General features: G+C 71.2%; 22 protein-coding genes. 11 read left to right on the top strand and 11 right to left on the bottom strand.

The genetic code is table 11. The annotated features are described in order from the left end of the window. The first annotated feature begins 162 nt into the window (after positions 1-162). Together ACQ0O7_RS22460 and ACQ0O7_RS22455 are read left to right on the top strand one after the other, a co-directional pair. Positions 163-996: a patatin-like phospholipase family protein gene (locus tag ACQ0O7_RS22460; protein WP_430784127.1), complete on the top strand. Its 834-nt coding sequence runs from the start codon at positions 163-165 to the stop codon at positions 994-996. A gap of 1 nt (position 997) precedes the next feature. Continuing rightward, a complete protein-coding gene (locus ACQ0O7_RS22455) occupies positions 998-2,032 on the top strand; it encodes an alanine racemase (protein ID WP_430784126.1) in 1,035 nt (344 codons plus the stop codon). 308 nt (positions 2,033-2,340) lie between these two features. Here the strand turns inward: ACQ0O7_RS22455 and ACQ0O7_RS22450 are convergent, their stop codons facing one another. Further along, positions 2,341-3,636 (bottom strand): sensor histidine kinase, encoded by a 1,296-nt coding sequence (locus tag ACQ0O7_RS22450; RefSeq protein ID WP_430784125.1) that lies wholly within the window; start codon positions 3,634-3,636, stop codon positions 2,341-2,343. 3 nt (positions 3,637-3,639) lie between these two features. Further along, positions 3,640-4,323: a response regulator transcription factor gene (locus ACQ0O7_RS22445; protein ID WP_430784124.1), complete on the bottom strand. Its 684-nt coding sequence runs from the start codon at positions 4,321-4,323 to the stop codon at positions 3,640-3,642. A gap of 263 nt (positions 4,324-4,586) precedes the next feature. On the opposite strand from ACQ0O7_RS22445, the gene ACQ0O7_RS22440 reads away from it, so the two are divergent. The 4 genes from ACQ0O7_RS22440 (at position 4,587) to ACQ0O7_RS22425 (ending at position 10,283) form a co-directional block, all read left to right on the top strand. Then, positions 4,587-5,894 carry a hemolysin family protein gene (locus ACQ0O7_RS22440; protein WP_430784123.1) on the top strand — a complete coding sequence of 436 codons (1,308 nt, stop codon included), beginning with the start codon at positions 4,587-4,589 and terminating at the stop codon, positions 5,892-5,894. Between the two features lie 92 nt (positions 5,895-5,986). Next, a complete protein-coding gene (locus tag ACQ0O7_RS22435) occupies positions 5,987-7,123 on the top strand; it encodes a sporulation protein (RefSeq protein WP_430784122.1) in 1,137 nt (378 codons plus the stop codon). A gap of 146 nt (positions 7,124-7,269) precedes the next feature. After that, the gene (locus tag ACQ0O7_RS22430; protein WP_430784121.1) at positions 7,270-8,532 is read left to right on the top strand and encodes a KAP family P-loop NTPase fold protein; all 1,263 of its coding nucleotides are present in this window, start codon (positions 7,270-7,272) and stop codon (positions 8,530-8,532) included. After that, positions 8,529-10,283, top strand: coding sequence for an Hsp70 family protein (locus ACQ0O7_RS22425; protein ID WP_430784120.1), 1,755 nt, complete (start codon positions 8,529-8,531; stop codon positions 10,281-10,283). The genes ACQ0O7_RS22430 and ACQ0O7_RS22425 overlap by 4 nt, the downstream gene beginning before the upstream one ends. A 9-nt stretch (positions 10,284-10,292) precedes the next feature. On the opposite strand, the gene ACQ0O7_RS22420 is transcribed toward ACQ0O7_RS22425, so the two are convergent. Beyond that, entirely contained in the window at positions 10,293-10,862 is a 570-nt protein-coding gene (locus ACQ0O7_RS22420) for a hypothetical protein (RefSeq protein ID WP_430784118.1), read from the bottom strand. Between the two features lie 105 nt (positions 10,863-10,967). On the opposite strand from ACQ0O7_RS22420, the gene ACQ0O7_RS22415 reads away from it, so the two are divergent. After that, positions 10,968-11,378, top strand: a complete 411-nt coding sequence (locus tag ACQ0O7_RS22415) for a pyridoxamine 5'-phosphate oxidase family protein (RefSeq protein WP_430784117.1) — start codon at positions 10,968-10,970, stop codon at positions 11,376-11,378. Between the two features lie 64 nt (positions 11,379-11,442). On the opposite strand, the gene ACQ0O7_RS22410 is transcribed toward ACQ0O7_RS22415, so the two are convergent. From ACQ0O7_RS22410 to ACQ0O7_RS22390, 5 genes are all read right to left on the bottom strand, one after another. Further along, positions 11,443-11,976, bottom strand: coding sequence for a snapalysin family zinc-dependent metalloprotease (locus ACQ0O7_RS22410; protein WP_430784116.1), 534 nt, complete (start codon positions 11,974-11,976; stop codon positions 11,443-11,445). 83 nt (positions 11,977-12,059) lie between these two features. After that, complete coding sequence (locus ACQ0O7_RS22405; RefSeq protein WP_430784248.1) at positions 12,060-12,968, bottom strand: FecCD family ABC transporter permease; 909 nt, start codon at positions 12,966-12,968, stop codon at positions 12,060-12,062. A gap of 14 nt (positions 12,969-12,982) precedes the next feature. After that, positions 12,983-13,975: a FecCD family ABC transporter permease gene (locus tag ACQ0O7_RS22400; protein WP_430784115.1), complete on the bottom strand. Its 993-nt coding sequence runs from the start codon at positions 13,973-13,975 to the stop codon at positions 12,983-12,985. Beyond that, positions 13,953-14,756 (bottom strand): siderophore-interacting protein, encoded by an 804-nt coding sequence (locus ACQ0O7_RS22395; protein ID WP_430784114.1) that lies wholly within the window; start codon positions 14,754-14,756, stop codon positions 13,953-13,955. The genes ACQ0O7_RS22400 and ACQ0O7_RS22395 overlap by 23 nt, the downstream gene beginning before the upstream one ends. Further along, complete coding sequence (locus ACQ0O7_RS22390) at positions 14,753-15,724, bottom strand: ABC transporter substrate-binding protein (RefSeq protein ID WP_430784113.1); 972 nt, start codon at positions 15,722-15,724, stop codon at positions 14,753-14,755. The genes ACQ0O7_RS22395 and ACQ0O7_RS22390 overlap by 4 nt, the downstream gene beginning before the upstream one ends. Before the next feature lie 91 nt (positions 15,725-15,815). Between ACQ0O7_RS22390 and ACQ0O7_RS22385 the strand changes: the two genes are divergently transcribed. After that, positions 15,816-16,613: a helix-turn-helix transcriptional regulator gene (locus tag ACQ0O7_RS22385; protein ID WP_430784112.1), complete on the top strand. Its 798-nt coding sequence runs from the start codon at positions 15,816-15,818 to the stop codon at positions 16,611-16,613. A gap of 5 nt (positions 16,614-16,618) precedes the next feature. After that, a complete protein-coding gene (locus ACQ0O7_RS22380; protein ID WP_430784111.1) occupies positions 16,619-17,089 on the top strand; it encodes a DUF6985 domain-containing protein in 471 nt (156 codons plus the stop codon). Here the strand turns inward: ACQ0O7_RS22380 and ACQ0O7_RS22375 are convergent, their stop codons facing one another. Continuing rightward, a complete protein-coding gene (locus ACQ0O7_RS22375) occupies positions 17,090-17,452 on the bottom strand; it encodes a nuclear transport factor 2 family protein (RefSeq protein WP_430784110.1) in 363 nt (120 codons plus the stop codon). On the opposite strand from ACQ0O7_RS22375, the gene ACQ0O7_RS22370 reads away from it, so the two are divergent. Both ACQ0O7_RS22370 and ACQ0O7_RS22365 read left to right on the top strand, forming a co-directional pair. Then, positions 17,451-17,927, top strand: a complete 477-nt coding sequence (locus tag ACQ0O7_RS22370; protein ID WP_430784247.1) for a TetR/AcrR family transcriptional regulator C-terminal ligand-binding domain-containing protein — start codon at positions 17,451-17,453, stop codon at positions 17,925-17,927. The two genes, ACQ0O7_RS22375 and ACQ0O7_RS22370, sit on opposite strands and share 2 nt — an antisense overlap. A 67-nt stretch (positions 17,928-17,994) precedes the next feature. Then, complete coding sequence (locus ACQ0O7_RS22365; RefSeq protein WP_430784109.1) at positions 17,995-18,609, top strand: maleylpyruvate isomerase family mycothiol-dependent enzyme; 615 nt, start codon at positions 17,995-17,997, stop codon at positions 18,607-18,609. Positions 18,610-18,837: 228 nt separating this feature from the next. Here the strand turns inward: ACQ0O7_RS22365 and ACQ0O7_RS22360 are convergent, their stop codons facing one another. After that, positions 18,838-20,865: a cellulose binding domain-containing protein gene (locus ACQ0O7_RS22360; protein WP_430784108.1), complete on the bottom strand. Its 2,028-nt coding sequence runs from the start codon at positions 20,863-20,865 to the stop codon at positions 18,838-18,840. Positions 20,866-20,937: 72 nt separating this feature from the next. Beyond that, positions 20,938-23,259: an Hsp70 family protein gene (locus ACQ0O7_RS22355; protein ID WP_430784246.1), complete on the bottom strand. Its 2,322-nt coding sequence runs from the start codon at positions 23,257-23,259 to the stop codon at positions 20,938-20,940.

The following is a 23,259-nucleotide window of genomic DNA, read 5'->3' as shown; positions in this document are numbered from 1 at the left end:
CGCCTGGCGCGCCGGGGGCAGGCGCGGGGGTTCGATTCCCCGTTCACATCGCATGCCCAGTACGGAGCACAGGTGACAGGGAACAATTCACAGCACATCACCAACGCGCAGATTCACGACGGTGAGGGCGGGTTCGGGGAACTCCGCGATACGGTTCGCAAGATGAATAGGGCTCTTGTTCTCGGCGGTGGTGGAGTCACCGGCATCGCCTGGCATCTCGGCCTCCTCCGTGGTCTGGAGGAGGCCGGTGTTCCGCTCGGTGACGCGGACACGATCATCGGCACTTCGGCCGGATCGGTGGTCGGCGCGCTCGTCGCGGCCGGTGTCGATCTGCGGGCCGCGGTCGCCGCCCAGCAGGTGGAGGTGCCCGCCGCGAAACCGGGCAGCCGCACCGCGAGCGGGGGCAGCCGGTGGCTGACGGCGATGGCGGTGCTGATGGACCCGTCGGTGCCGCCCCGGGAGGCCCGCGCCCGGGTCGGCGCGATGGCCCTGACCGCCGACACCCAGGACGAGGCGGCCTATCTGGACCGGATGCGCGGGCTGATCCCGGTGTCCGACTGGCCGGACCGGGATCTGCGGGTGACCGTGGTGGACACCGCGGACGGGCGGGATCTGACCTTGGACGCGGCGTCCGGCGTGCCGCTGTTGCACGCGGTGTCGGCGAGCTGCGCGGTGCCGGGCCTGATGCCGCCGGTGACGATCGACGGCCGCCGCTACATGGACGGCGGTGTGCGCCTGGGTGCGGGCGCGGACTTCGCGAAGGGCGCGGACCGGCTGGTGGTGATCGCCCCGATGGCGATGGTGGGCCGGGACCGGATCCTGGCGGAGATGGCCGACTCGGGTGCGGAGCGGACGCTGCTGATCGAGCCGGACGAGGCGGCGGTGGCGGCGTTCGGCACGAACTTCATGGATCCGGCACGCCGCCCGGACGCGGTGCGGGCCGGGTTGAGGCAGGCGGCGGTGCTGGCGGACGGCGTACGGGAAATGTGGATTTAAGGTGTTGACTCCTTTTGTGGCCGTCGACGTCACGGTGCTCGACGCCAACCTGCGGGCGATGGCCGAGCATGCCGCCGCCGCTGGTCTGGCCCTGCGCCCGCACGCCAAGACCCACAAGTCGCCGGAGATCGCCCGCCGGCAGCTGGCGTACGGCGCGGCCGGCCTGACCGTGGCCACGGTGAGTGAGGCGGAGGTCTTCCAGGACGCCGGCGACCTGTTCATCGCCTACCCGGTGTGGCCGTCGCCGGAGCGCGCGGCCCGGCTGCGCGCCTTGAAAGAGCGGGTCCGGCTGCGGGTCGGGGTGGACTCGGCGGAGAGCGCGGAAGCCCTGGGCCGGGCGGTGCCGGGCCTGGAGGTGCTGGTCGAGGTGGACAGTGGACACCATCGCAGCGGGGTGGCCCCGGAGGTGGCCGGCGACGTCGCGGTCGCGGCGGACAAGGCCGGATTGACGGTACGGGGTGTGTTCACCTTCCCCGGCCACGGTTACGGGCCGGCACGTCAACAGCGGGCGGCCGAGGACGAGTCGGCGGCGCTGGCCACGGCTGCCGCGGCGGTGTCCGGGCACGGCCTGGACGCGTCGGTGCGCAGCGGCGGCTCCACCCCGACCGCCGCGCACACCGGGAGCCGGGTGCTGACCGAGATGCGCCCCGGGGTGTACGTCTTCGGCGACGCCCAGCAGCTGGAGATGGGCACGTGCGACGGGGATCAGGTGGCGCTGACCGTGACGGCGACGGTGGTGAGCCGGTCCGGGCGGCGGTTCATCCTGGACGCCGGCAGCAAGGTGCTCGGTGCCGACCAGCAGGTGTGGGCGACCGGTGCCGGCCGGCTGCTGGACTTCCCGGACGCCCGGATCGTGGCCCTGTCCGAGCATCACGCCACGGTGGAGTCCGACGATGTGCCCGCACTGGGGGAGACGGTCCGGGTGGTGCCCAACCACGTGTGCGCCACCGTCAACCTGGCCGACGAGCTGATCGTGGTCGACGGCGGTACGGTGGTGGACCGCTGGCCGGTGTCAGCCCGCGGCGCGAACACCTAAAAGCCCACACCGCGTGCCAACTTGCGGCGCGATGCGCGCCGCAACTCGGCACGTGACCGGGGTTCCCGGCTTGTGTGCCGATTTGCGGTGCGGTGCGAGCCGGATCTCGGCACGTGACGGGGGTTCCCGGCTTGTGTGCCGATTTGCGGTGCGGTGCGAGCCGGATCTCGGCACGTGACCGGGGTTCCCGGCCTGCGTGCCGACTTGCGGCTCGATGCGCGCCGCAATTCGGCACACGACTGGAGTTCCTGGTTTGTGTGGTGATCTGTGGCTTGATTCGCGCCGCAACGCGGCACGCGAACGGGGACCTAAGCCGGGGGCGGGCTGGACGGGAAGGTGACGACGGCGTCGATGCCGGTCGGCGCGGCCGGGTCCAGCCGGACGTCGCCGCCGTCCGCCTCGGCCAGCTTGCGGACCAGGGCCAGGCCGAGACCGCTGCCGCCCTTCGGGGCGCCGGGCGCGCGCCAGAACGGTTCCAGCGCCTGCTCGCGCTGACCGGCGGGCAGGCCGGGTCCGGCGTCGATGACGTGCAGTTCGATCCGGCCGTCGGCGGCCGACGCCGCGGTCAGGGTGATCTCGGAGCCGGGCGGGGCCACGTTCAGCGCGTTGGAGATCAGGTTGTCCAGTATCTGCTCGACGCTGCCGGAGACCGCGGAGACCCAGACCGGGCCTGGGGTACGGGCGTGCACGCTCACCCCGCGCTCGGCGGCCAGCGGCTGCCAGATCTCGGCCCGCTCGACCGCCTCACCGGCCAGGTCGACCGGCTCGGGGGTCTCCTCGCGCCGTTCGATCAGGGTCAGGTCGAGCAGCGTGTTGACCAGTTTGTCGAGGCGTTCGGTCTCGCCGAGGGCGGCCTCCAGATTGGCGGCGCCGGCCGGGGCGACGTCCGGCTCCAGGTTCTCCAGGCGCAGCCGTAGTGCCGCCAGGGGGCTTTTCAGCTGGTGGGAGGCGTGCTCGACGAACGAACCGCGCGCTTCCAGGACACTGTGCAGGCGGGCCGCGGTCCGGTTGAAGGTCTCGGCGAGCCGGCGCAGCTCGGGCGGTCCGGCCGCACCGGGCACCACGGCCGGGCCGGTGTCGTCGGCGAGCCGGCGGGTGGCGTGTTCCAGCAGGCGCACCGGTTTGCCGATCCAGGTGGCCAGCGCGTACGCCACCGCCACACTCACCGCCAGCACCGCCACCGAGGCGACCGCAAGCAGCGCCCAGAACTGTTGCACCTGGTCGAGCAGGGTGGCCGAGGGGACGCTGACCCGCACCGTACCCAATCCGGGTTTGCCGGGGTTGACCGGAACCTGCGCGGACATCAGCGACACCCCGGCCTCGGGCGGTCCGGTGCTGAACACGCCACGGCCGGTGGCGTCGAACAGCTCGACCCGGCCACGCCAGCGGGCGGCCGACGCGCGGGCGATCTGATGGGCGCCGTCGGTGTCGGCCTCGTCCAACTCGGCGTCGATGTACGACGCGAGGACCTCGGCCTCCCGCTCCAGCTGGCGCAGCGCCTGCTGCTGCTCGCTGCTCTGGAACACGTAGCCGAGCGGTATCGCCAGTGCGGCCAGGACCAGCAGCACCAGCGTGAGATGGCTGAGAAGGAGTCGGCGGATCATCGGTCAGGTCAGCGGAACCAGCCGGAACCCCACCCCGCGGCGTGTCTCGATCCAGGCCGGATCACCCAGTTTCTTGCGGAGTGCCGCGATGTGGAAGTCGAGGGTCTTGCCGCGGCCCTCGGCGGTCGCCCACACTTGCTCCAGGAGTTTCTGCCGGAGCACCACCGCGCCGGGCCGGGCGGCGAGCATGTCGAGCAGGTCGTACTCCTTGGGGGCGAGTGACACCGGCGCGCCGTCCACGCTGACCTCCCGGGTGGTGCGGTCGATGACCAGCCGGCCGACGGTCCGCACGTCCGGCTCGGCGGTGGTGCCGGCCGGGGTGCGCTCGATCGCGGCGGCCCGGGAGCGCCGGTCCACCGCCCGGATCCGGGCGACCAGCTCGCGCAGGCTGAACGGTTTGGCCAGGTAGTCGTCGGCGCCGCCCTCCAGCCCGCGGACCAGGTCGGCCTCGCCGCGCCGGGAGGTGAGCATGATCACCGGGACGTTGCGGGTGCGGTTGAGCTCCCAGCACACGTCGACCCCGTCGATGTCGGGCAGGCCCAGGTCGAGCAGCACCAGGTCGACCGGTGGGGCGGACAGCGCCTCGGCTCCGGTGCCCACGTGACGTGCGACGATGCCGTAGCGCGCCAGGCCCTCCACCAGCGGCACCGCGATCGAGTCGTCGTCCTCGACCAGAAGCACCTGCATCCTCAACCCCTCCACCGGCCCACGCCCGCTGACGACTATAGGAGCCCCGGTGTCGCGGCGTGGCACCGACGAGCCGCATGTCACTCGCTGAGAGTCCGCTTCGGAAACGTCGAGCACACTGCCAGGAACAGACCAGGAAATGGCAAGAAAATAGCCAGGGGCGCAATTCACAATTCATTGTGTACGCGTTCAGCGGTCGCCGTCTCCGGCGGGGTCGGATACAGTTTCGGAACTAAATTTACTTCGAGAAATGAATGGAGTTGATGTCCGCCGTGGGCGGATATGGCTGGCAAGTGGTCCTGGTCGTGGTGCTGGTGCTGTTCAACGCGGCGTTCTCGGGCAGTGAGATGGCGCTCATCTCGCTGCGGGAGAGTCAGCTGCAGCGGCTCGAGCGGCAGTCGCGCACCGGACGGACCTTGGCCAAGTTGGCGCGGAACCCCAACCGGTTCCTGGCCACCATTCAGATCGGTATCACCCTGGCCGGCTTCCTGGCCTCGGCGGCGGCGGCGACCTCGCTCGCCCAGCCGCTGATCGAGCCGCTGGGCACGTTCCTGGGTGGCGCCGCCGAGCCGGTGGCGATCTTCCTGATCACCCTGGTCCTGACGTTCTTCACGCTGGTCGTGGGTGAGCTGGCACCGAAACGGATCGCGATGCAGCGGGCCGAGGGCTGGGCCATGGTGGTGGCCCGTCCCCTCGACGTGCTGGCCACCATGTCCCGGCCGGTGATCTGGCTGCTGGGCAAGTCGACCGACGGCGTGGTGCGGCTGGCCGGCGGCGACCCGAAGGCGAGCCGTGAGGAGGTCTCCACCGAGGAGATCCGTGACATGGTCGCCAATCAGCAGGACTTCACCGCCGAGCAGCGCGAGATCATCTCGGGTGCGTTCGAGATCGCCGACCGGATCCTGCGCGAGATCCTGGTGCCCCGCCGGGACGTGCTCGTCCTCCCGGCGGACCTGACCGCGGCCGAGGCGATGACCAGGCTGGTCAAGGGCGGGCACTCGCGGGCGCCGGTGACCGGGCCGATGGGCCTGGACGACGTGCTCGGTGTGGTGCACCTGCGGGATCTGGTGGCCGCCGACGGGCTGGTCCGCGACCACATGTTCACCGCGGTGTTCCTGCCGGAGACGCTGAAGGTGTCCGACGCGCTTCGTCAGCTGCGGCTGCAGCGTCAGCAGTTCGCGCTGGTGGTCGACGAGCGCGGGGCGATCGACGGCATCGTGACGATGGAGGACCTGGTCGAGGAGGTGGTCGGCGAGATCTACGACGAGACCGACCGGGACGTCCAGTCGATGGTCCGCGAGGACGACGGCGCGATGCTGGTGCCGGGCACCTTCCCGATCCACGATCTGGCCGACATCGGCCTGGAGATCGAGGAGGAGGACCTGGACGCGGGCGACTACACCACCGTCGCCGGGCTGGTCCTGGCCCGTCTGGGGCACATCCCCACCACCACCGGCGAGACCGTCACCATCGACGGGCACACCGCCGAGGTCGTCGAGATCACCGGCCGGGCCATCACCCGGATCCGTTTGCGCGTCGCCGCTCCGGCCGAACCGGAAAAGGTGGACTGAAAAGGCCCTGGCAATACTCTCAGCGACCATTCAGGACGGTCGGCTACGTTTCGTACCGTTAATTGTGGTTTGGGGCTTTGATCGGAGTTCACGTGGTTTTCAAGAAGATGCTGGGCGCCTTCGGGGTGGGTGGTCCGAGTGTCGACACGGTGCTGTCCCAACCCGGCGCGCTTCCGGGCGCGCCCATCACCGGACAGGTCAATCTCGTCGGCGGCAGCAGCGACTCCGCCATCGAGCACATCACCCTCGGCCTGGTCACCCGGATGGAGGTGGAGCACGGCGGCGGTGAGGGCCACGCCACCGGCGAGTTCCACCGCCTCACCGTCAGCGGCCCGATGCACCTGGCCGCCGGCCAGCACCTGTCGCTGCCGTTCCAGCTGGTCCTGCCGTGGGAGACGCCGATCACCGCGGTCTACGGCCAGCCGCTGCGCGGCATGGTGATGGGCGTGCGCACCGAGGTGTCCATCGCCCGCGCGCTGGACAAGGGCGACCTCGACCCGATCCAGGTCCACCCGCTGCCGGTGCAGCAGAAGATCCTGGACGCGTTCGCCCAGCTCGGCTTCGTCTTCAAGTCCGCTGACCTGGAGTACGGGCAGATCGCCGGCGTGCACCAGACGCTGCCGTTCTACCAGGAGATCGAGTATTTCCCGGCCCAGCAGTACGCGCACGTCGTCAACGAGGTCGAGCTGACCTTCGTGACCAGCCCGCAGCAGGTCGACGTGATCCTGGAGTTCGACAAGCGCGGCGGCATGTTCGGCATGGGCGGCGCGGACAGCTTCGGGCGTTACACGGTGTCCCACAACGACGCCGAGACCACCGACTGGGCGCAGGTCGTGGACGGCTGGGTGCGGCAGGCGGTCGAGCGCCGCCAGTCCATGCCCGGCCACGGCGGTCACCCCGGCATGCAGCCGGGCTACGGCCAGCCGCCGATGCGTCAGGGATACGGCCAGCCCGGTTACGGTCAGCCTTCGCCCTACGGCCAGCCGCCGATGCAGCCCGGTTACGGTCAGCCGGCCTACGGGGCGCCCGGCTATGGCCAGCCCGCCTACGGCCACCACGGCCACTACCAGGGCCACGGCCACGGTCACGGCGGCCACGGCGGCGGCTCCGGCATGGGCGGCGTCGCGATGGGCGTGGTCGGCGGTCTGGCCGCCGGTTACGTGGCCGGCGAGGTGATGGACGAGTTCTTCGGCGATGACGAAGAGGGCGGCGACGAGGGCGAGGACTGAGCCTTCCACGCCGTCACGTCCCGGTGACGGCGTGACCTGAAGGAGCGGGCGGTCGGGGGGCCGTCCGCTCCTTTTTATCCATTTCAGCAATATTTGTCCGGTCGGCAGTCGTACCCTCAGGCGTACGCACGTCCCCGGAGTGCCTCATGCCTGACATCGCCATCCCACCGCTGCTCCTGACCGACAACCCGGTCGCCTGCCGGGACGACGACCAATTCGGATTCGGTACGCACGGACGGGTGCTGTGCGACGCCGTCCAGGCGACCGTGCACCTGCCGCTGACCGTCGGCGTCTTCGGACCGTGGGGCACCGGCAAGTCCAGCTTCCTGAACATCTGCCGCGAGATCCTGGACCGGCGTGGCATCCCGACGATCGCCTTCAACCCGTGGAAGTACGACGAGAAGGAAGCGATCTGGCACGCGCTGATCCAGACCATCCTCACCGAGATCGCCGCCGAGCCGGAGGAGCGCCGCCACGACCTGGTCGCCAAGGCCCGCCGGCTGAGCAGCACCGCCACCTGGCTGCTGCTGCGGCACGCGGCCGCCCCGCTGACCGCCGGGATCCTGGACGGCGACGACGTGACCGCGGCCCGGGACGCGTGGCAGGCCCGCGGTGTGGAGAACTACCGGCACATCAACCACTTCGAAGCCGACTTCGCCGAGGTGGTGCAGGCGTTCGTCGGCGAGCGGGGCCGCCTCGTGGTGTTCGTCGACGATCTGGACCGCTGCCACGGCGAGACCGCCATCGCGGTGCTCGACGCCCTCAAACTCTTCCTCGGTGAGGCCTCCTGCGTCTTCGTGCTCGCCATGGATTTCGACGTGATCGCCGCGGCGGCCGCCAAACGCGTCGACGGCGATCAGGCCCGCGGCCGGCAGTACCTGGAGAAGCTCATCCACTTCCCGTACCACCTGCCGGAGGTCCGGTTCGAGGCGGTCTTCCGGCAGCTGCAGGACTCGGTGGTGCCGGAACTCAGCGGTGATCCGGCACTGTGGCGTCTGACCGAGGACGCGTTCGGTGACAACCCCCGGCGGGTCCGCCGGTTCATCTCGGCGCTCAACCTGACCGCCGCCACGTTCCGGCTGCACTCGCCACCGAGCCGGGACCGGCTGATGCAGGCGGCGATCATGCTGGCGTTGCGGATGCGCTTCCCGGACTTCTTCCGGCGGGTCCAGGCGAACCCGGCGGTCTGGGTCCGGCTGGACGAGGCGGCCCGCACCCAGAACCATGCCGGGCTCCGCCAGGACGAGGTCGCCCTGGTCGCCGCCGAACCCGCCCTGCCCGACCTGCTGCTGGCCGTCACCCCCGGGGAGCGTGGTGGGTGCTCGTTTCCGGCGATTCCCACCAAGGCACAGATCGAGGTGGTCACCCGGGTCCTGACGGTGACCGGCGGTCCGGGTGAACCGTCATGACCGCTGAAGCCCGCTATGTGATCGGCCTGGACATCGGCGACGGCGAGAGCTGCCTCGGCTGGGCGCCACTGGATCGTTCCGCTCCGGTCCGGATCTTCGCCCGGCCGCGATCCGGGGAACGCAGCATCGTGACCGCGATGGCCCGGAGTCCGGCCGGTTCAGCCGATCCGGCTGTCCGGCTCTTCGGCGACGAGGCGGTGACCAGCCACGGCGTGACCCACTTCAGCGTCAACTTCAAGGAGGCGCCGGCGGTGTTCGCCACCGAGCCGCCGGCCGCCGTCGTCTTCGCGCGGGCGCTGCTGACCGAGTTCCGGGAGCAGCATCCGGAGGTGGTCCGGGACGGCATGGCGTACGTCGGGCACCCGGCCGGCTGGTCCACCGAGACGGTCGCCGCGTACGGCCGGCACCTCGAACTGCTCGACCTGCCGGTCCGGCTGGTGCCGGAGTCGCAGTCGGCCCTGTTGCACGTGCGGGACCGGCGCCGCGACGAGCGGCGTCTCGACCGGGTGCTGGTCGTCGACATCGGTTCGTCGACCACCGACTTCACCATCGTCGAGGACCTCGTCCCACGGAACCTGCCGGTCGGCGCCACGCTGGGCTGCCGGCAGATCGACGAGCGGCTGGCCGGGCTGGTCCGGACCGCGCTGTGTGACGACGCGGCGCTGACCGCGGCACTGGCCGGTGACGGCGGCCCGGACTTCCTGCTGCTCGCCTGCCGCTGGGCCAAGGAGGCGCAGTTCACCGGCATGGTGCGGCGGATCATGGACCTGCGGGAGTCCTGTCACGAACGGTTCCGGCCGATCGTCGCCACCGCGTGGACCTGGCTCCTCGACCTGGAGATCGCGCAGCTGGTGACCGCGCCCGGGGGCTGGGGTGAGGACTTCCGCGCGGTGCTCACCGAGGCGGCGGACATGCTCGGCGACCGGCTCCCGGATCTGGTGGTGCTGACCGGCGGCGGTTCGCGGATGCCGTTCATCGACCGGTGGTGCCGTGCCGTCTTCCCGGCCGCCGAGATCGAACACGACGACGATCCGGCGTTCACGGTGGCCCGCGGCCTGGTCAGCAACGGGCAGCACCGGGCCGCCGTCACCCGGTTCCGGCGGGACGTGGACGACCTGGTGCGGGGGCCGGAGGTGGCCGAGGTGGTGCGGACCGAGGCGGTGGCCGCCCTCGAGACCATGAAGAGGAAGATCACCGACCAGGTGGCGGAGTCCCGCGGTTCGGCCGCCACGCTGGCGAACCACATCAAGTTCGGCATGTTCGAGACGAAGTGTGCGCTGGCCGACGCGATCGCCTACCACCTGTCGATGCGCGTCGAACGGATCTGCCGCCGGCACGGTGTCCCGGCCGGCCGGGTGCGGCTGGACCTGACCCTGCCGGACCTGTTCACCGACCGGCTGGACCACATCCTGGCGTGTGTCGGCGGCGCCCAGCGGTTCACTGAGCACAGCCTTCCGGTCACGATCGGCATCGACGTGGTCCGGGAAGCCGCTGAGTCCCGGCTGCGCGCGGAGATGGAAGAGCGATGGGGGAGGTACGTCCCGGGGCTGGCGGCGTCGGTGGCCGGCGCGGTGTCCTCGGCCGGTTCCGGGCTGGTCACCGAACGCGCCGCCGAGCTGTGGATCCGGCGCCTGCTCAAGGTCGGCCGGTACTCCCCGGACGAACTGGAACGGATCACCGCCGACGTCCTGACCGCGATCGCCGACCAGACCGGGGCCGCCGCCCGTGAACTGGAACGCTGGCTGGCCTGAACCCGGCGGTCAGCGCCGGGTTCCGCCGTCCAGCCAGAACCAGCCGTCACCGAGGTACCAGCGGACCAGGCAACGGTCGCCCAGGCAGTCGGTGAACGCGCCGGTCCGGGTGACCGTCATGTGCATGTAGCCGGTCGCGCCGTCGACCAGGCCGGTCAGCGCGGGCAGCATGATCGACGACGAGCCGTAGTGCACGATCGGGTCGCCCTGCAGGGCCAGGGACCGCAGGTTCTCCGGAAGAGGGCGGCCCGCCTCGGCGTGTTCCACCAAGGCCCGGAAGTCGTCGCGGTGCCAGTGGTAGTAGCCGTGCACGAACGCCGACGTCCAGTCGACGGCGGCGATCCCCACCATGGCGAGCACGCTCAGGGACACCGACAGGGCGGCATGGCGGTACCGGCGGTGCAGCCCGAACGCCATCACCATCAGTGCGGTCACCGCCAGTGCGACCAGCCACGCCAGCCCGGTCACCAGCCAGTTCAGCGGGCCGATCCGGCTGTACAGCCACACCCCGGACAGGTGGGTCACGGCCACCGCCGACCAGGTCAGCAGGAGCGCCGGGTACACCAGGAGTGATCGCATGCGGTCATTCTGGAAAGCGGTCCGATGCGGACGGTAGACGCTGCACCGGATCTTCACCGGACGATCACATGTTCCCCGGCGGCCGGGCCGGGTAGACAGGATGACGTGCTGACTGACGACGATCTGGAGTTTCTGGGGCGCCCGCTGCACGGCTTCCTGACGGTGGCCGGCGGGCCGGAGCCGGCCCAGCCCCGGCCGATCTGGTTCGAGGCGGGCGCGGGCGGGCTGGTCCGGTTCATCACCGAGCCGGGTTCGCTGAAGGTGCGCCGGCTGCGCGCCGATCCACGGGTGGCGCTGGTGGTGGCGGCGCCGGTGGGGGAGCGGGAGCGCTGGGTGTCGGTGACCGGCCGGGCCGTGGTCGACGACGAGGGCGCGACCGAGCTGTGTGAGCGGCTGGCCGCACGCTACTGGGACATGGACGATCCGGCCCGGGGCAAGGACTTGGCCGCGATGGTGGCCGGTGGGCTGCTGCGGGTGACCGTACAACCGGAGAAGGTTTTCCGTTTCTCGTTCTGACCGCCGGGCGGGACCGTGTGCCGGTCCGCGGCTCGATGAGAGACCCGGACCGGCACACGAACGGTTATCCGGCCCAGACGAAGGAGCGGGCCTCCGTGGTGGTCGCGGAGGAGGCGAAGTTGCGGTTGACGGTGGCCAGCTCGCGACTGCTGGGGTACGCGTTGGTGCAGCTCACCGGCGCGCTGCTGCCGGACATCAGATCGCTGCACAGGCCGGTGCGGTTGTCCGGCAGGCCGAGCAGGTGGCCGAACTCGTGGGCGGCGATCCGCGGCCGGTGGTAGCCCTGGTTGACGGCCTGCCGGCCCATGTACCAGTACCCGTTGCCGAGCGACTGGGTGTACGCGCGCGGCCAGCCGTTGTCGGCGTACACCCGGATGTTGGGGGTGCGCCCGGCGGTGACCGGTTCCAGGCGTACGTTGGTCGCCCGGGAGTTCCAGATGGCGGCGCCCTGGTCGACGACCGAGCGGAACTCCTGGGCGGTGCTCGCGTCGTAGTAGAGGACGCGCGGTGCGGCGGCGGCCGGTGCGGCGGTGGCCACCTGGACGCCGGCCAGGGTGAACGCGGCGAGGACGGCCGCCGCGATTCTGCGGAGAAGCATGCTTACCTCCGGGGGAACGAGGTTCGGGATAACCCCCTTTCTATCGATGTACATCGATCAATGCGGCATATCGGTTCGGCCCTCTACCGCGCATGATGGACACGCGCGGCCAGCAGCCAGATCAGATATCCACCACCCACCGCGGTGGTGATCACCCCGACCGGCAGCGCCACCGGCGCCAGCAGCCACTGCGCGATCAGATCCGCCCCGAGCAGCAGCACCGCCCCGGTCAGCGCGGCCGGCAGCATCGGGATCCCGGGCCGCCCGGCCAGCCGCCGCCCGATCTGCGGCGCGGCCAGCGCCACGAACACGATCGGCCCGGCCACCGCGGTCACCGTCGCCGTGCAGCACACCCCCGCCACCACCATCAGCAGCCGCAGACGCCGCAACGGCACCCCGGACGTCACCGCGATCTCGTCACCGAGCGCCGCCTGCCGTACCGCCGGATCGATCACCGCGACCAGCACACCCAGCCCGGCCAGCACCGACAGCGGCAGCCACAACTCGTCCCAGTCGACGCCGTTGAGCGACCCGGCGCTCCAGCCGGTCGCGGCGATCGCCACGTCCAGGTCGGCCCGCAGCACGATCCACGAGTTGACCGCCACCAGCATCGCGTTGACCGCGATCCCGATCACCACCAGCCGGATGCCGTCCAGCCCGGACTTCGACGCCAGCAGGTACACCGCTGTCGCCGCCAGCAGGCCCCCGGCCACCGAGCTGATCTGCAGCACCGCCGCGCCACCACCGAGCAGGGTGATCGCGGCCAGCGCGCCGGTGTACGCCCCGGAGTCCAGCCCGATCACATCCGGACTGCCCAGCGAGTTGCGGGTCAGGTTCTGGAACAGCGCGCCGGCCACCCCGAGCGCGGCCCCGAACGCCAGCGCCGCCACCACCCGCGGCAGCCGCCATTCCAGCACCACGAACGCCGGCGGCGGCCAGGAGCCGCCGAGACTCAGCGCCGTCACCGACAGTGCCACCGCGACCAGCACCATCACGATCCGGAACCTCACAGCGACCGCGCCCCGTACCGGCGCACGGCCCAGATCAGCACCGGCGCGCCCAGGAACGCGGTCACGATCGCCACCGGCACCTCACCGGTCGGCAGCAGCAGCCGGGCCAGCACGTCCGCGGCCACCAGCAGCACCGGCCCGAACAGCAGCGAGAACCCGGCCAGCCACGGCACCGAACCCCCGGCGAAGCGGCGGGCCAGATGCGGCACCATCAACCCGGCGAAGGCGATCGGCCCGGCCACCGCGGTCGCCGCCCCGGCCAGCAGGGTGACGATCACCAGGACCGCCACCCGGGTACGGATGACGTGCGCCCCCAGAGCCCGCGCCGCCTCGTCACCAAGCATCATCACGCCCAGTGGCCGGGCCACCAGCAGTGCCCCGGCCAGCGCGACGGCCAGCACGATCACCGGCAGTGCCCGCGAGGTCTGCTCCACCCCGGCCAGCGCGCCGACCGACCAGAACCGGTACCCGTCCAGCACGTCCGGCCAGACCAGCCGCATGCCCAGCGACAGCCCGGACAGCACCGCACTGAGCGCCACCCCGGCCAGCACCAGCCGCAGCGGCGCGGTCCGCCCGATCGCGAAGACCAGCACCGCGGCCGCCGCGCATCCGGCCAGTGCCAGGCCGAGCCGGGCGGCCGCGGTGCCGGCCACCCCGGCGACCATCCCCAGATTGATCGCGAACCCGGCCCCCGCGGTCACCCCGAGCAGCCCCGGCTCGGCGAGCGGGTTCCGGGTCAGGGTCTGCACCAGCGCGCCGGCCATCCCGAGCGCGGCGCCGATGGCGAGGCCGGTGAGCGTACGCGGCAGTCTGATGTCCCGGACGATCAGGTGATCGTCGGTCCCGGCGTAGTCGGTGAACGCCCGCCACACCTCGCCGGGCGGCACCGTCCGCGCGCCGACGCTGATCCCGGCGACCACCGCGACGATCAACAACCCGATCGCCGGTACGAGTACCAGAAGCCGCTCAGTGGTCGTCGTGATCCGCAACGCCGTGTTTCCAGTAGCCGGTGATCATGTGGTCCAGCCGTCCGCGGCTCCACGCCCGCAGGGGTTTGAGCGCCCCCGCCTCGCCGGCCGCGAACAGGAACGTGCCGGTCTGCGCGGTGATCGACGCCAGCTCGTCGTGGACCACGGTGACATGTTCACGATCGGTCAGCGGATAGCCGGGCACCTCGTCGGCGATCACCACGTGCGCGCGCACCTCCACCGGGGACTCGTCCAGCCACCGGGCCACCGCGGGCAGGGCCGTGCCGTCGACGGCGAACAGGTACCGCGCGTACGTCAAGGGGAAGGTCTTCGCCCCGGGCGGCCCGGCGATGGTGACCGGCTCGCCGACCGTGACCCCGCGCACCCAGGTCGAGGCGAGACCGCCGTCGTGCAGCACGAAGTCGAGATCGATCTCGTGCCGCACCGGGTCGTGCCGGCGGACCGTGTAACTGCGTGACGGTGGCAGCGGGCGGGGCCAGTCGAGCATCTGCCGCCGGTTCGGGACCGGGTCACGGCGTACCCCGTCGGGTCCGGGAAAGATGATTTTGACGTGGTCGTCGAAGTGGTGCGTGGGGAAGCCGGCCAGCCCCGGCCCGCACAGCGTGATCCGGCGCATCCTCGGGCCCAGGTCGGTGATCGCGCTGACCGGGGCGGTGCGGACACCTATCGGGTACGGGATCCGCGCCAGCCCCGTGCCGCCGCGGTGATGCGCGGCGACCTTCGGGCCGGGATCGCCGCGGTCGGGATCGCCGCGGTCGGGATCGCTGCGTTCGGTGATCACCGCGAGAACGCCTTGTCGATGGCGTCCAGGGCCTTCATCGCCGACGGGTAGGTGGCCGCCTCGGTGTACGACAGCGGGTAGACCCGGCCGGCCTTGACCGCGGGCAGGTTCTGCCACAGCGGCGAGTCGAGCACCGCCTGCACCGACGGGCCCGGCGTGCCGTCCGGCTGCACGGTGTAGGTGATCGCCTGGGCCTCGGCGAAGCTGTCCGGGATCTCCTCCATGGCCGGGTACTCCGAGACGTCCTTGCCGCCGCCGCCCTTCACCTTGACCTGCCCGTAGTACTCGACTCCGACGTCCTGGGCGATGTTGGTGCCCCAGGATCCGGCGAACTCGCGCTGGAAGGTGCCCTTGGCCGCCTCCCCGTAGCCGCCCAGGTGACCGAATCTCACGGTCGTCAGAAGACCGGCGTGCTTGGTCTTCAGCTCGGCGGCCCGCGCCTCGTAGGCGGCCTTGCCCGCCTCGAACGTGCTGGTCCGCCCGGCCGCGTCGGCCTGCCGCCGGGACAGCGTGCGCCACGCGTCCGGGACGGTCGGGCCGATCGCCACCACCGGCGCGATCGACTCCAGCCGGTCCAGGTCGACGTCGGCCAGCACCGGCTTCGGCACGCCGATCACGATCAGGTCCGGCTTCGCGGCGGCGATCGCCTCGTAGTTGGTCTCGGCGGCGCTCTCCCCGGCCACCTTCGCCAGTTTCTGGTACGTCGCCAGGTCCTCCGGCGTCATCATCGCGGTGCCGCGCTGCCAGGAGGAGATGCCGACCAGGGCGGCGTCCGCCTCGATCAGTGCGGGAACCGCGTACCCGGTGGCCACGACCCGCTTCGGGTCGGCCGGAATGGTCACGTCGCCGTTGTCGGCGGTGAAGGTCCGCGTGGCGGCGGCGTCGCCGGTCGCACCGTCCGCCCCGCCGCCGCAGCCGGTGAGCAGGGAGAGGGCGACGGCCGTCGCGCCGAGCAGTCGCAAACGCATGTCAGGTGTCCTAACCAGGGTGGTACCGATCTGAATCGAAGGTAAGGCTAGCCTTACCTATCAGGATGGAATGTCGACGGGAGGACACACGATGTCGCTGAGAGGACACGTCCACACCGTCGCCGGCGACCCCGCCACCTGCGACGAGTACGGCTACGGGCTCGGCGCCCCCGACGGCATCCTGGTGCTGCACTACCGCTTCGACACCACCGTCGACTTCACCGAACGCCGCCAGGACCTGCTGCACCAGCTGTACTGGGCGCCCGCCGGAATGATCGCCGCACGGCACGCTGGGCAGACCGCGTTCCTCGGCCCCGGCGAGGTGTTCTGGGCACATCGGGCGGTCACCCACGAGATCCGCGCCGACGGCGGAGTGCTCTACCGGGTGTGCCTGCGCGAGGTGCCCGCCGGGCTGGTCGGCCTCGCCGCCGGGGCCGTCGGATTGAGCCCGCTCGCGGCATCGCTGATCCGGCGCCTGGGCGGTCCCGGCTGCCCCCTCTCGGTGGGGTTGACGGCTCGCGCGCAGATCATGGAAGCGCTGGTGGTGACCGATCCCGACCGGACTTTCGGTGCGGACGGCGGGTATGCGGCGACGGTTGCCCGCGCACTCACCCGCAACCCGGCCGACCCGACCAGCCTCGCCGAATGGGCCGTCCAACTGCACGTCAGCTCCAAGACCCTGCAAAGAGACTTCCTGCGGTCGTACGGGGTGGCGTACACCCGCTGGCGAACCGTCCTGCGCCTGCAAGCCGCCCGCGTCCTCCTCGAACAGCACGCCGTGACCGAAGTCGCCCACCTGGTCGGCTACGCCAGCCCATCGGCGTTCGTGGCCGCCTTCGCCCGCGAATACGGCCACACCCCCGGCCGCCACACCACCCGGCTACGGTGAGCGCCATGGAGATCCCCGGCCTCGGCCGATTCACCGCCGAACCCGACCTCGGCTGGTACCGCGGCGAACCGGTCCCGGTGCCGCTGCTGGACGGGGCGAGCTGCGAGTTCGTCCTGTCCGGATATGACGACGACCCGGCACCGGCGGACTTCCACGCCGCGATCAAGACGTTTCGCACCCTGGACCGAGGCGTGCTGGAGGCGGTCGCCCCGGACCTGCACGCCTACTACCGGGACGTGGCCGAGACCGTCGAATACGGCCCGGATTCCATCCTGGACCACGTGCGGCTCGGCCGCGAGATGTTCGTCGAACGCGAGAAGGACCACGTCTACGTCTCGGTGGAGAGCGGCTGCGACTGGGAGATCGAACACGGCCTGGTGGTGGTCTTCCGCGACGGCGCCACGGTGACCAGGGTCGGCCCGTACGACGGCCACCTGATCAACGTGGACGGCGCGGTCTACTCCACCGGATTCTGATCAGCTGACCGTTACGGTCAGCACTGAGGGGTCGCCGTCGCTCCAGATGCCGCGGATCCGGCGGTTGACGATCTGCCAGCCGGTGGGCGTACGGCGAAGGGTGTCGTCGTAGTTTCCGCCCATCAGGAACCTGGCGCCGTCCCGGACGTGCTGGGCGATGAACGTGGCGTGGGTGGTCGCGGTGTCGCCGTCGAGGTCGACCTCGACGTTGCCGAGCAGGTGCTGGGTGGCGTCCAGTGGGGTGAGGAAACCGCGGGCCGACTCGACGATGGCGTCCCGTCCGTCGGCGGAGGCGCTGGTGTAGTCGCCGTGGGCGTCGGGGTCGTATCCGGCGACCAACAGCTCCCAGTCGCGGGTGTCCATGGTGGTGCGGGCCGGTGCCGGACGGGGCACCATCTACCGGCGGTGGGCCGGCAAGGACGAACTGATCCTGGCCGCGGTCGCCTGCGCCGGACAGGACGACGCCGCCGCCGGACTGCCCGACACCGGCACCCTGCGCACCGACCTGCTCGCCATGCTCGACCCCGGCTGGCTCGGCGGCGGCGAACGGCGCCTGCGCATCCTGGCCGGCGTCACCGCCATGATGAGCCGCTCACCGGAGGCGTTCGCCGCCGTCAGCAGGGGCATCGTCGAACCGTCGGTGGACGCCTACCGGCAGCTGATCCAGCGGGCGGTGGACCGCGGCGAGTTCCCGCCCACCGCCGACGTGGACACCCTGGCCGAGGTGATCCCGGCGATGGCCGCACACCGGTCCCTGTTCCTGGGCCAGCCGGTGAGTCTGCCGTTCTTCACCGCCGTCATCGACGGCGTGCTGCTGCCCGCCCTCCGCCAGGAGTGAGGCCGGCCCGGCTGCCGATGCTCTTCGGCATCAGTCACCGTAGAGTTCCGGTGTGGACACTCCGGGGATGATCGCTGCGGAACGGCGGCGGATGGCTGATCTCGTCGAGACGTTGGATCCCGGGCAGCTGGCCGCGCCCAGCCTCTGTGACGCCTGGACCGTCAAAGAGGTCGTCGGGCACCTGGTCGCGGCGGTCGCCGCCTCCAACATGGCGGCGCTGGGGCTTCTGGTGCGCAGCGGGTTCAACATCCACAAGGCCAACGCCCGCCTCGCCGTGCGGACCGCCGCCCGGCCCGCCGGGGAGCTCGCCGCGCTGCTGCGCGAACACGCCGAGAACCCGTTCCGGCCACCGGTCGTCGGCTATCCGGGGCAGCTCACCGACCTGCTGGTGCACGGCCAGGACATCCGCCGGCCGCTCGGGATCCCGGACGACCTCGACCCGGACCGGGTGCGGGTGTCGCTGGACTTCCTGGTGGGCGGTCGCGCGGTCGGTTTCACCCCCAAGGACCGCCCGGCCGGCCTGCGGTTCGAGGCCACCGACATGGACTGGTCGTGGGGCGCCGGCCCGCTGGTCAGCGGCACCGGCGAGGCGCTCATGCTCGCCCTGTGCGGCCGTCCGGTAACCCTGCCGGAGTTGTCCGGCGACGGGATCGGTGAGCTCCAGAACCGGGTCGGCCGGTGAGCGTTCGCCTCCGCCGGCGGTCCGCGCGGGACTGGTGTGATTTGAGATCGTCGGGCGAATGCGGTGGCCGCGGCTGACCGCGCCACAGTCGTGTGCGCGGGGTCGGGCGGCTGCGGCTGACCGCGTGCCGACTTCAGGTTCGATTCGAGCCGGAAGTCGGCACGCGGTCTTCGCGCGCGCTTGGTGTGGTGACTTCGGGTGCGATCCGCGCCGGAAGTCACCACGGGGTCAGGCGCTGGTGCAGGTGGTGCCGTTGAGGTCGAAGACGGTGGGCAGGACGTTGGGGCCGCTGTAGTTGCCGACGAAACCGGTGCCCACCGTCGCGCCCGCGGGCAAGGGGCCCTCGCCGACCACGCGGACGGTCTGGCCGGTCTGGGTCCAGGTGGCGTTCCAGCCGCTGTTCAGCGTCTGCCAGGTGGTCGGCCAGCGGAACGTGAGCGTCCAGCCGGTCACCGTTGACGCGGTGTTGTTGGTGATGTCGACCTGGCCCACATAACCGTTGCCCCAGTCGTTCACGTCACGGAACTTCACCGTGCACCCGGCCGACGGCGGAGTGGACGTGGTGAAGGTCAGCGGTGGGGACGCGGCGGACAGCCGGCCGGCGCCGTCGCGGGCCAGCACGTTGACCGTGTACCGCTGGCCGGGCCGCAGATTACCGACGGTCAGGCTGGTGGCGGTGGTCTCGCCGAGCAGTTCGGCGGCGCCGCCGTTCTGGCGGTACACCTCGTACTTCACCCCGGCCGCGGTGGCCGGCCAGGAGATCGTCGCGCCGCTGCCGGTGACGGTCGCGGTGGGCTTGGCGGGCGCCTTCGGGGCGGTCGCCGTCTGGTTCGGGCGCAAGGTCAACAGACTGATGGAGTATGGGGCCAGCGTCTGCGTCGTCGCACTGCCGGCCGTGCCGGTCACGACGGCTTCCGCGCCGTTGGTGTACGTGGACACCGTCGGCGCCCCGGACGCGGGCGTGAAGCCGTGATAGTTCACCGACACCGACTGTGCCGCGGACGGGTCCTTGTTGATCAGCAGGAGGGCCACTTCACCGTTGGTACGCCGTACGGCATGGGCAGTGATCTTGTCGTTGTCGCTTCCCGCCGCGACGAACCGGTCACCGGGGCGGGCCATGTCGCCGACCAGTTTCAGTGCGTGGTAGGGCGCGAACGGCGTGTTCAGCGGCGGCTGGCAGACCGAATTGTCGGCGGTGCAGTTGCCGCTGGACAGCAGCCCGTAGTCGCCGTAGTCGGTCTGCCCGGCCACCTCGGACACCGTTCCGAGCCCGTTGTGCGTGTTCCACCAGTGCACGGTGAACACCCCCTGGGCGAGCAGGCCGCTGTAGACGTCGGCGAGGAACAGCGCGCCCGGCTGGGTGTTGCGGCCGATGTCGACGTTGGTCTCGGTCATGCTGATGCCGATCCGGCCGGTGGTGTCGCCGCCCCACGACGACAGCTGCTCCCGCAGGATGTGCACGGCGTCGGTGATCTGCGCCGGTTTGGTGAGCGTCTCGGCGGCGGTACTCCCGCCGGGGTACCAGTGCACGTCCACGAAGTCGATCACCGAGCCGACCCGGGTGAGCACCTCCTGGTTCCAGCTGCCCTGGTCACCGGGGCCGACGACGGCGTCCGGCCAGTTGCCGGGCATGGTCAGCACGGCACCGACCTTGATGTCAGGATCAACGGCCTTCATGGCCTTCGTGTACGCCAGGACGGTGGCCGCGTACTCCTTGGGGCTCTTGTCGGGGTGTTCGTCGGCCTCCCAGGCGGAACCGTAGTGCCCGTTGCCGTAGTTCTCGTTGCCGATCGTCCAGTACCTGACGCCGTAGTCCTTGGTGACGTTGGCGTACCGGACCCAGCCGGCCGCCTCCTGCGCGGTGCCGGTGCCGTAGTTCGCGATGATCATCGGCTCGGCCCCGGTGCGCTGGGCCCCGGCCATGAAGGTGTCGAAGTCGGTGTCCGGGGCGACGTAGCCACCCGGGGCGGTGTGGTCCTCCCAGTGGTAGATGTCGGCGTAGGAGCCGCCCGGATAGCGCAGCATCGTGACACCGGCGTCCCCGAGCAGGTCGGCGACGGCGGGGGTGCCGAGCTGGGAGTCCCAGATGGCGTGGTTGACGCCGACGGCCACGTCACCGACGGTGGCGAGACCGGCCCGCACGTCGACGTCGACGCGGGCGTCCGGGGCGAGGGCGGTGGCCGGGGATGGGGGTACGACGGCGGTGGCGGCCGCGAGCAGGACGGTGCTCGCGATCGCTTTCCATGAGGTGTGCACGGGCACTCTCCGGTGAACGGGGGATGGGAGCGCTCCCAATGCTCGACCTCGGCAAAGAAGTCTGTCAATGGTTCAATCGCGGTCGATCGGGATGCAGTTCCCGGTGTGGTAGCTGCCGTCCGCCGCCTTCTCCAGCCCGTGCCCGGTCCGCGAGATCCGCGCGCACACCTTCGCCGTACCGCTGACCATCTCGAAGTCCCCGTCACCCGACCAGCGCACCGACGGCTCCTCGTCGTCGTAGAAGTACCGCCCCCGCGCCTCGGTGTGCGTCCCCATCGACTCCTCGTCCGGATGCTGTCCGTCCCCGCCGTAGATGTGCAGGTGGAACCCCTTCTCGGTGTCCGCCGGGGTGCCGGCCCACTCCGCCTCGTACCAGAGGGTGAACTTGCCGTCCCGAATCGTCGCCCGTGTCAGGCAGACCCAGCGGGTGCTGCGCTTCATCTCCGCGGTGCACTGCTCATCCACCGGAACCGTCGCCGTCAGCGGAACCGTCGCCGTCTCGGGGAACGTGCCCTTGGCGGGATCAGCCGGCTTCGCAGTATTCGTGGCATTCGCATGATTCGCGCCGTGCCGGGCGGCGGTCGTTCGCGAGTCGTCCTGCCACCCGTTCTCGGCAAGGGTCACGGCCACCGCGGCACCGGCGCCCACCAGGACCGCGGCCATGGTCCCGACGGCGATGGGGAGGAGGGCTCGGCGGTCACCGCGACGTCCGGCGGGTGCGGGCGCGGGGGAGAAGGCGGTCTGGGCGGCGCCGTCCCTCGCGGTGCGGTGGCCCGCGTGGCTAATGCCGGCGACGCCGAGAGCAGGCGCGGATTCGGGTGGATCGCCGGGTGTGTAGCCGGAGGTGGGGTTGACGAGGGAATCGGGCGCATGACCTGATGGCCGATGGGTGGGAGAGGAAGAGTGTGCCGAAGAAATCGGAGATGCCGGTCCCGATGATCCGGTGGCCCACCGGAACGGGGTCGCCGGGGACTCCGGCAGCGGTATGGCGTCCGCCGCCCATGGATCCACCGCCGCCGGGAGCGCGGGCGTCGAGGTGGCCGGCGGGGACGTCATGTCCGCCCGCCCGTTCGCCATCGGGAGTGGCCTCGCCTCCGGCAGGACCTTCCTCTCCGGCAGAGCTCCGGTCTCCGGCAGGACTCTCGTCTCCGACAGAGCTCGCTTCTCCGACAGAGCTCGCTTCTCCGGCGCGGCGAGGGCGTCCGGCGCAGCGAAGGCTTCCAGCGGCGTGGACCTTTCCGATGGCGTGGACCTTTCCGGCGGCGTGGGCCTTTCCGGCGGCGTGGGCCTTTCCGGCGGCGTGGACCTTTCCGGTGGGTTCGGGGACTCGGTGATCGCGAGGCTCGCCTGCCAGGCCGCGCCGAGGGCCACCGCGTGTTTGGGGTGGGCGTCCACCGCCACCGGACGGCCCAGCTCCGAGCCCACCAGCTGCGCCACCAGCGGGATCCGGGACGAACCGCCGACCAGCAGCACCGAGTGCAGGCCGGCCGGTTCCACCCCGGCCGACCGGACCGCGCGCCGCAGCGCCTCGATCGACCCGTGCAGCACCGGGCGGGTCATCGACTCCAACTCGGAGCGGGTCAGGCGTACCTCGGTGCTCAGGTTGGGCAGTAACACCGGGATCGCGGCGTCGGTGTCGGCGGACAGCGCCTCCTTCGCCCGGACGCATTCCTCCCGCAACCGGGCGACCGCCGCGATCACCGCCGGGTCGTCCTCGTCGAGCCGGTCCAGGGCGCCGTCCAGGGCCGCCGCCACGTGCGCGAAGATCGCCGCGTCGAAGTCGATGCCGCCGAGGCGTTCGATGCCCTCCGGCTGGCCGATCAGCTGGAAGCCGTCGGCGGTCTTGCGCAGCACCGCCGCGTCGAAGGTGCCGCCGCCCAGGTCGTAGACGGCCACGTCGGCGCCCGGTTCCAGGCGCTGCTGCTGGGCGTAGAACACCGCCGCCGCCTGCGGTTCGGTGATCATCCGGACCGGCTGTTCGACACCGGCGATCCGGATCACCTGGCGCATCAGGTCGGTCTTGTACGGCCCCCAGTTCGCCGGATGTGACACGCAGATCGCCGCCGGTTCGCTGCCCTCGCGCGCGGCCACCGCGTCGATCACGGCCCGCAGCAGCCGGGCGGTCAGCGATTCGGCGGAGTGCGGCACCCCACCGAGCAGGATCGGGGTGGGATCGCCGAGACGCCGTTTGAACTCGCGGGCCACCCGGTGCGGTTCGCTCAGCCCACGGCGGCTGGCGCTCTCCCCGGTCAGGAACGTCTCGTCGGCCCGCAGCAGAACCACCGACGGGATGGCGGCGGAGTGACTGCCCAGCGAGGCGATCTCCGCGCGCCCGGCCCGCCAGACGGCCGCGGCGGTGTAGGTGGTGCCCAGGTCGATGCCGAGCGCGTACAT

The organism is Actinoplanes sp. G11-F43 (assembly GCF_050589265.1).
Taxonomy (GTDB): domain Bacteria; phylum Actinomycetota; class Actinomycetes; order Mycobacteriales; family Micromonosporaceae; genus Actinoplanes.
This window is presented reverse-complemented; position numbering and strand designations above follow the sequence as displayed.

What these genes read in the sequence shown, in the direction of transcription:
- ACQ0O7_RS22380 (WP_430784111.1), top strand. Translation starts at nt 16,619, where the DNA reads ATGGAGATCCCCGGCCTCGGCCGATTCACCGCCGAACCCGACCTCGGC.
- ACQ0O7_RS22375 (WP_430784110.1), bottom strand. Translation starts at nt 17,452, where the DNA reads ATGGACACCCGCGACTGGGAGCTGTTGGTCGCCGGATACGACCCCGAC.
- ACQ0O7_RS22460 (WP_430784127.1), top strand. Translation starts at nt 163, where the DNA reads ATGAATAGGGCTCTTGTTCTCGGCGGTGGTGGAGTCACCGGCATCGCC.
- ACQ0O7_RS22445 (WP_430784124.1), bottom strand. Translation starts at nt 4,323, where the DNA reads ATGCAGGTGCTTCTGGTCGAGGACGACGACTCGATCGCGGTGCCGCTG.
- ACQ0O7_RS22365 (WP_430784109.1), top strand. Translation starts at nt 17,995, where the DNA reads ATGATCGCTGCGGAACGGCGGCGGATGGCTGATCTCGTCGAGACGTTG.
- ACQ0O7_RS22390 (WP_430784113.1), bottom strand. Translation starts at nt 15,724, where the DNA reads ATGCGTTTGCGACTGCTCGGCGCGACGGCCGTCGCCCTCTCCCTGCTC.
- ACQ0O7_RS22420 (WP_430784118.1), bottom strand. Translation starts at nt 10,862, where the DNA reads ATGCGATCACTCCTGGTGTACCCGGCGCTCCTGCTGACCTGGTCGGCG.
- ACQ0O7_RS22425 (WP_430784120.1), top strand. Translation starts at nt 8,529, where the DNA reads ATGACCGCTGAAGCCCGCTATGTGATCGGCCTGGACATCGGCGACGGC.
- ACQ0O7_RS22370 (WP_430784247.1), top strand. Translation starts at nt 17,451, where the DNA reads ATGGTGGTGCGGGCCGGTGCCGGACGGGGCACCATCTACCGGCGGTGG.
- ACQ0O7_RS22430 (WP_430784121.1), top strand. Translation starts at nt 7,270, where the DNA reads ATGCCTGACATCGCCATCCCACCGCTGCTCCTGACCGACAACCCGGTC.
- ACQ0O7_RS22355 (WP_430784246.1), bottom strand. Translation starts at nt 23,259, where the DNA reads ATGTACGCGCTCGGCATCGACCTGGGCACCACCTACACCGCCGCGGCC.
- ACQ0O7_RS22440 (WP_430784123.1), top strand. Translation starts at nt 4,587, where the DNA reads ATGTCCGCCGTGGGCGGATATGGCTGGCAAGTGGTCCTGGTCGTGGTG.
- ACQ0O7_RS22450 (WP_430784125.1), bottom strand. Translation starts at nt 3,636, where the DNA reads ATGATCCGCCGACTCCTTCTCAGCCATCTCACGCTGGTGCTGCTGGTC.
- ACQ0O7_RS22410 (WP_430784116.1), bottom strand. Translation starts at nt 11,976, where the DNA reads ATGCTTCTCCGCAGAATCGCGGCGGCCGTCCTCGCCGCGTTCACCCTG.
- ACQ0O7_RS22405 (WP_430784248.1), bottom strand. Translation starts at nt 12,968, where the DNA reads ATGGTGCTGGTCGCGGTGGCACTGTCGGTGACGGCGCTGAGTCTCGGC.
- ACQ0O7_RS22385 (WP_430784112.1), top strand. Translation starts at nt 15,816, where the DNA reads ATGTCGCTGAGAGGACACGTCCACACCGTCGCCGGCGACCCCGCCACC.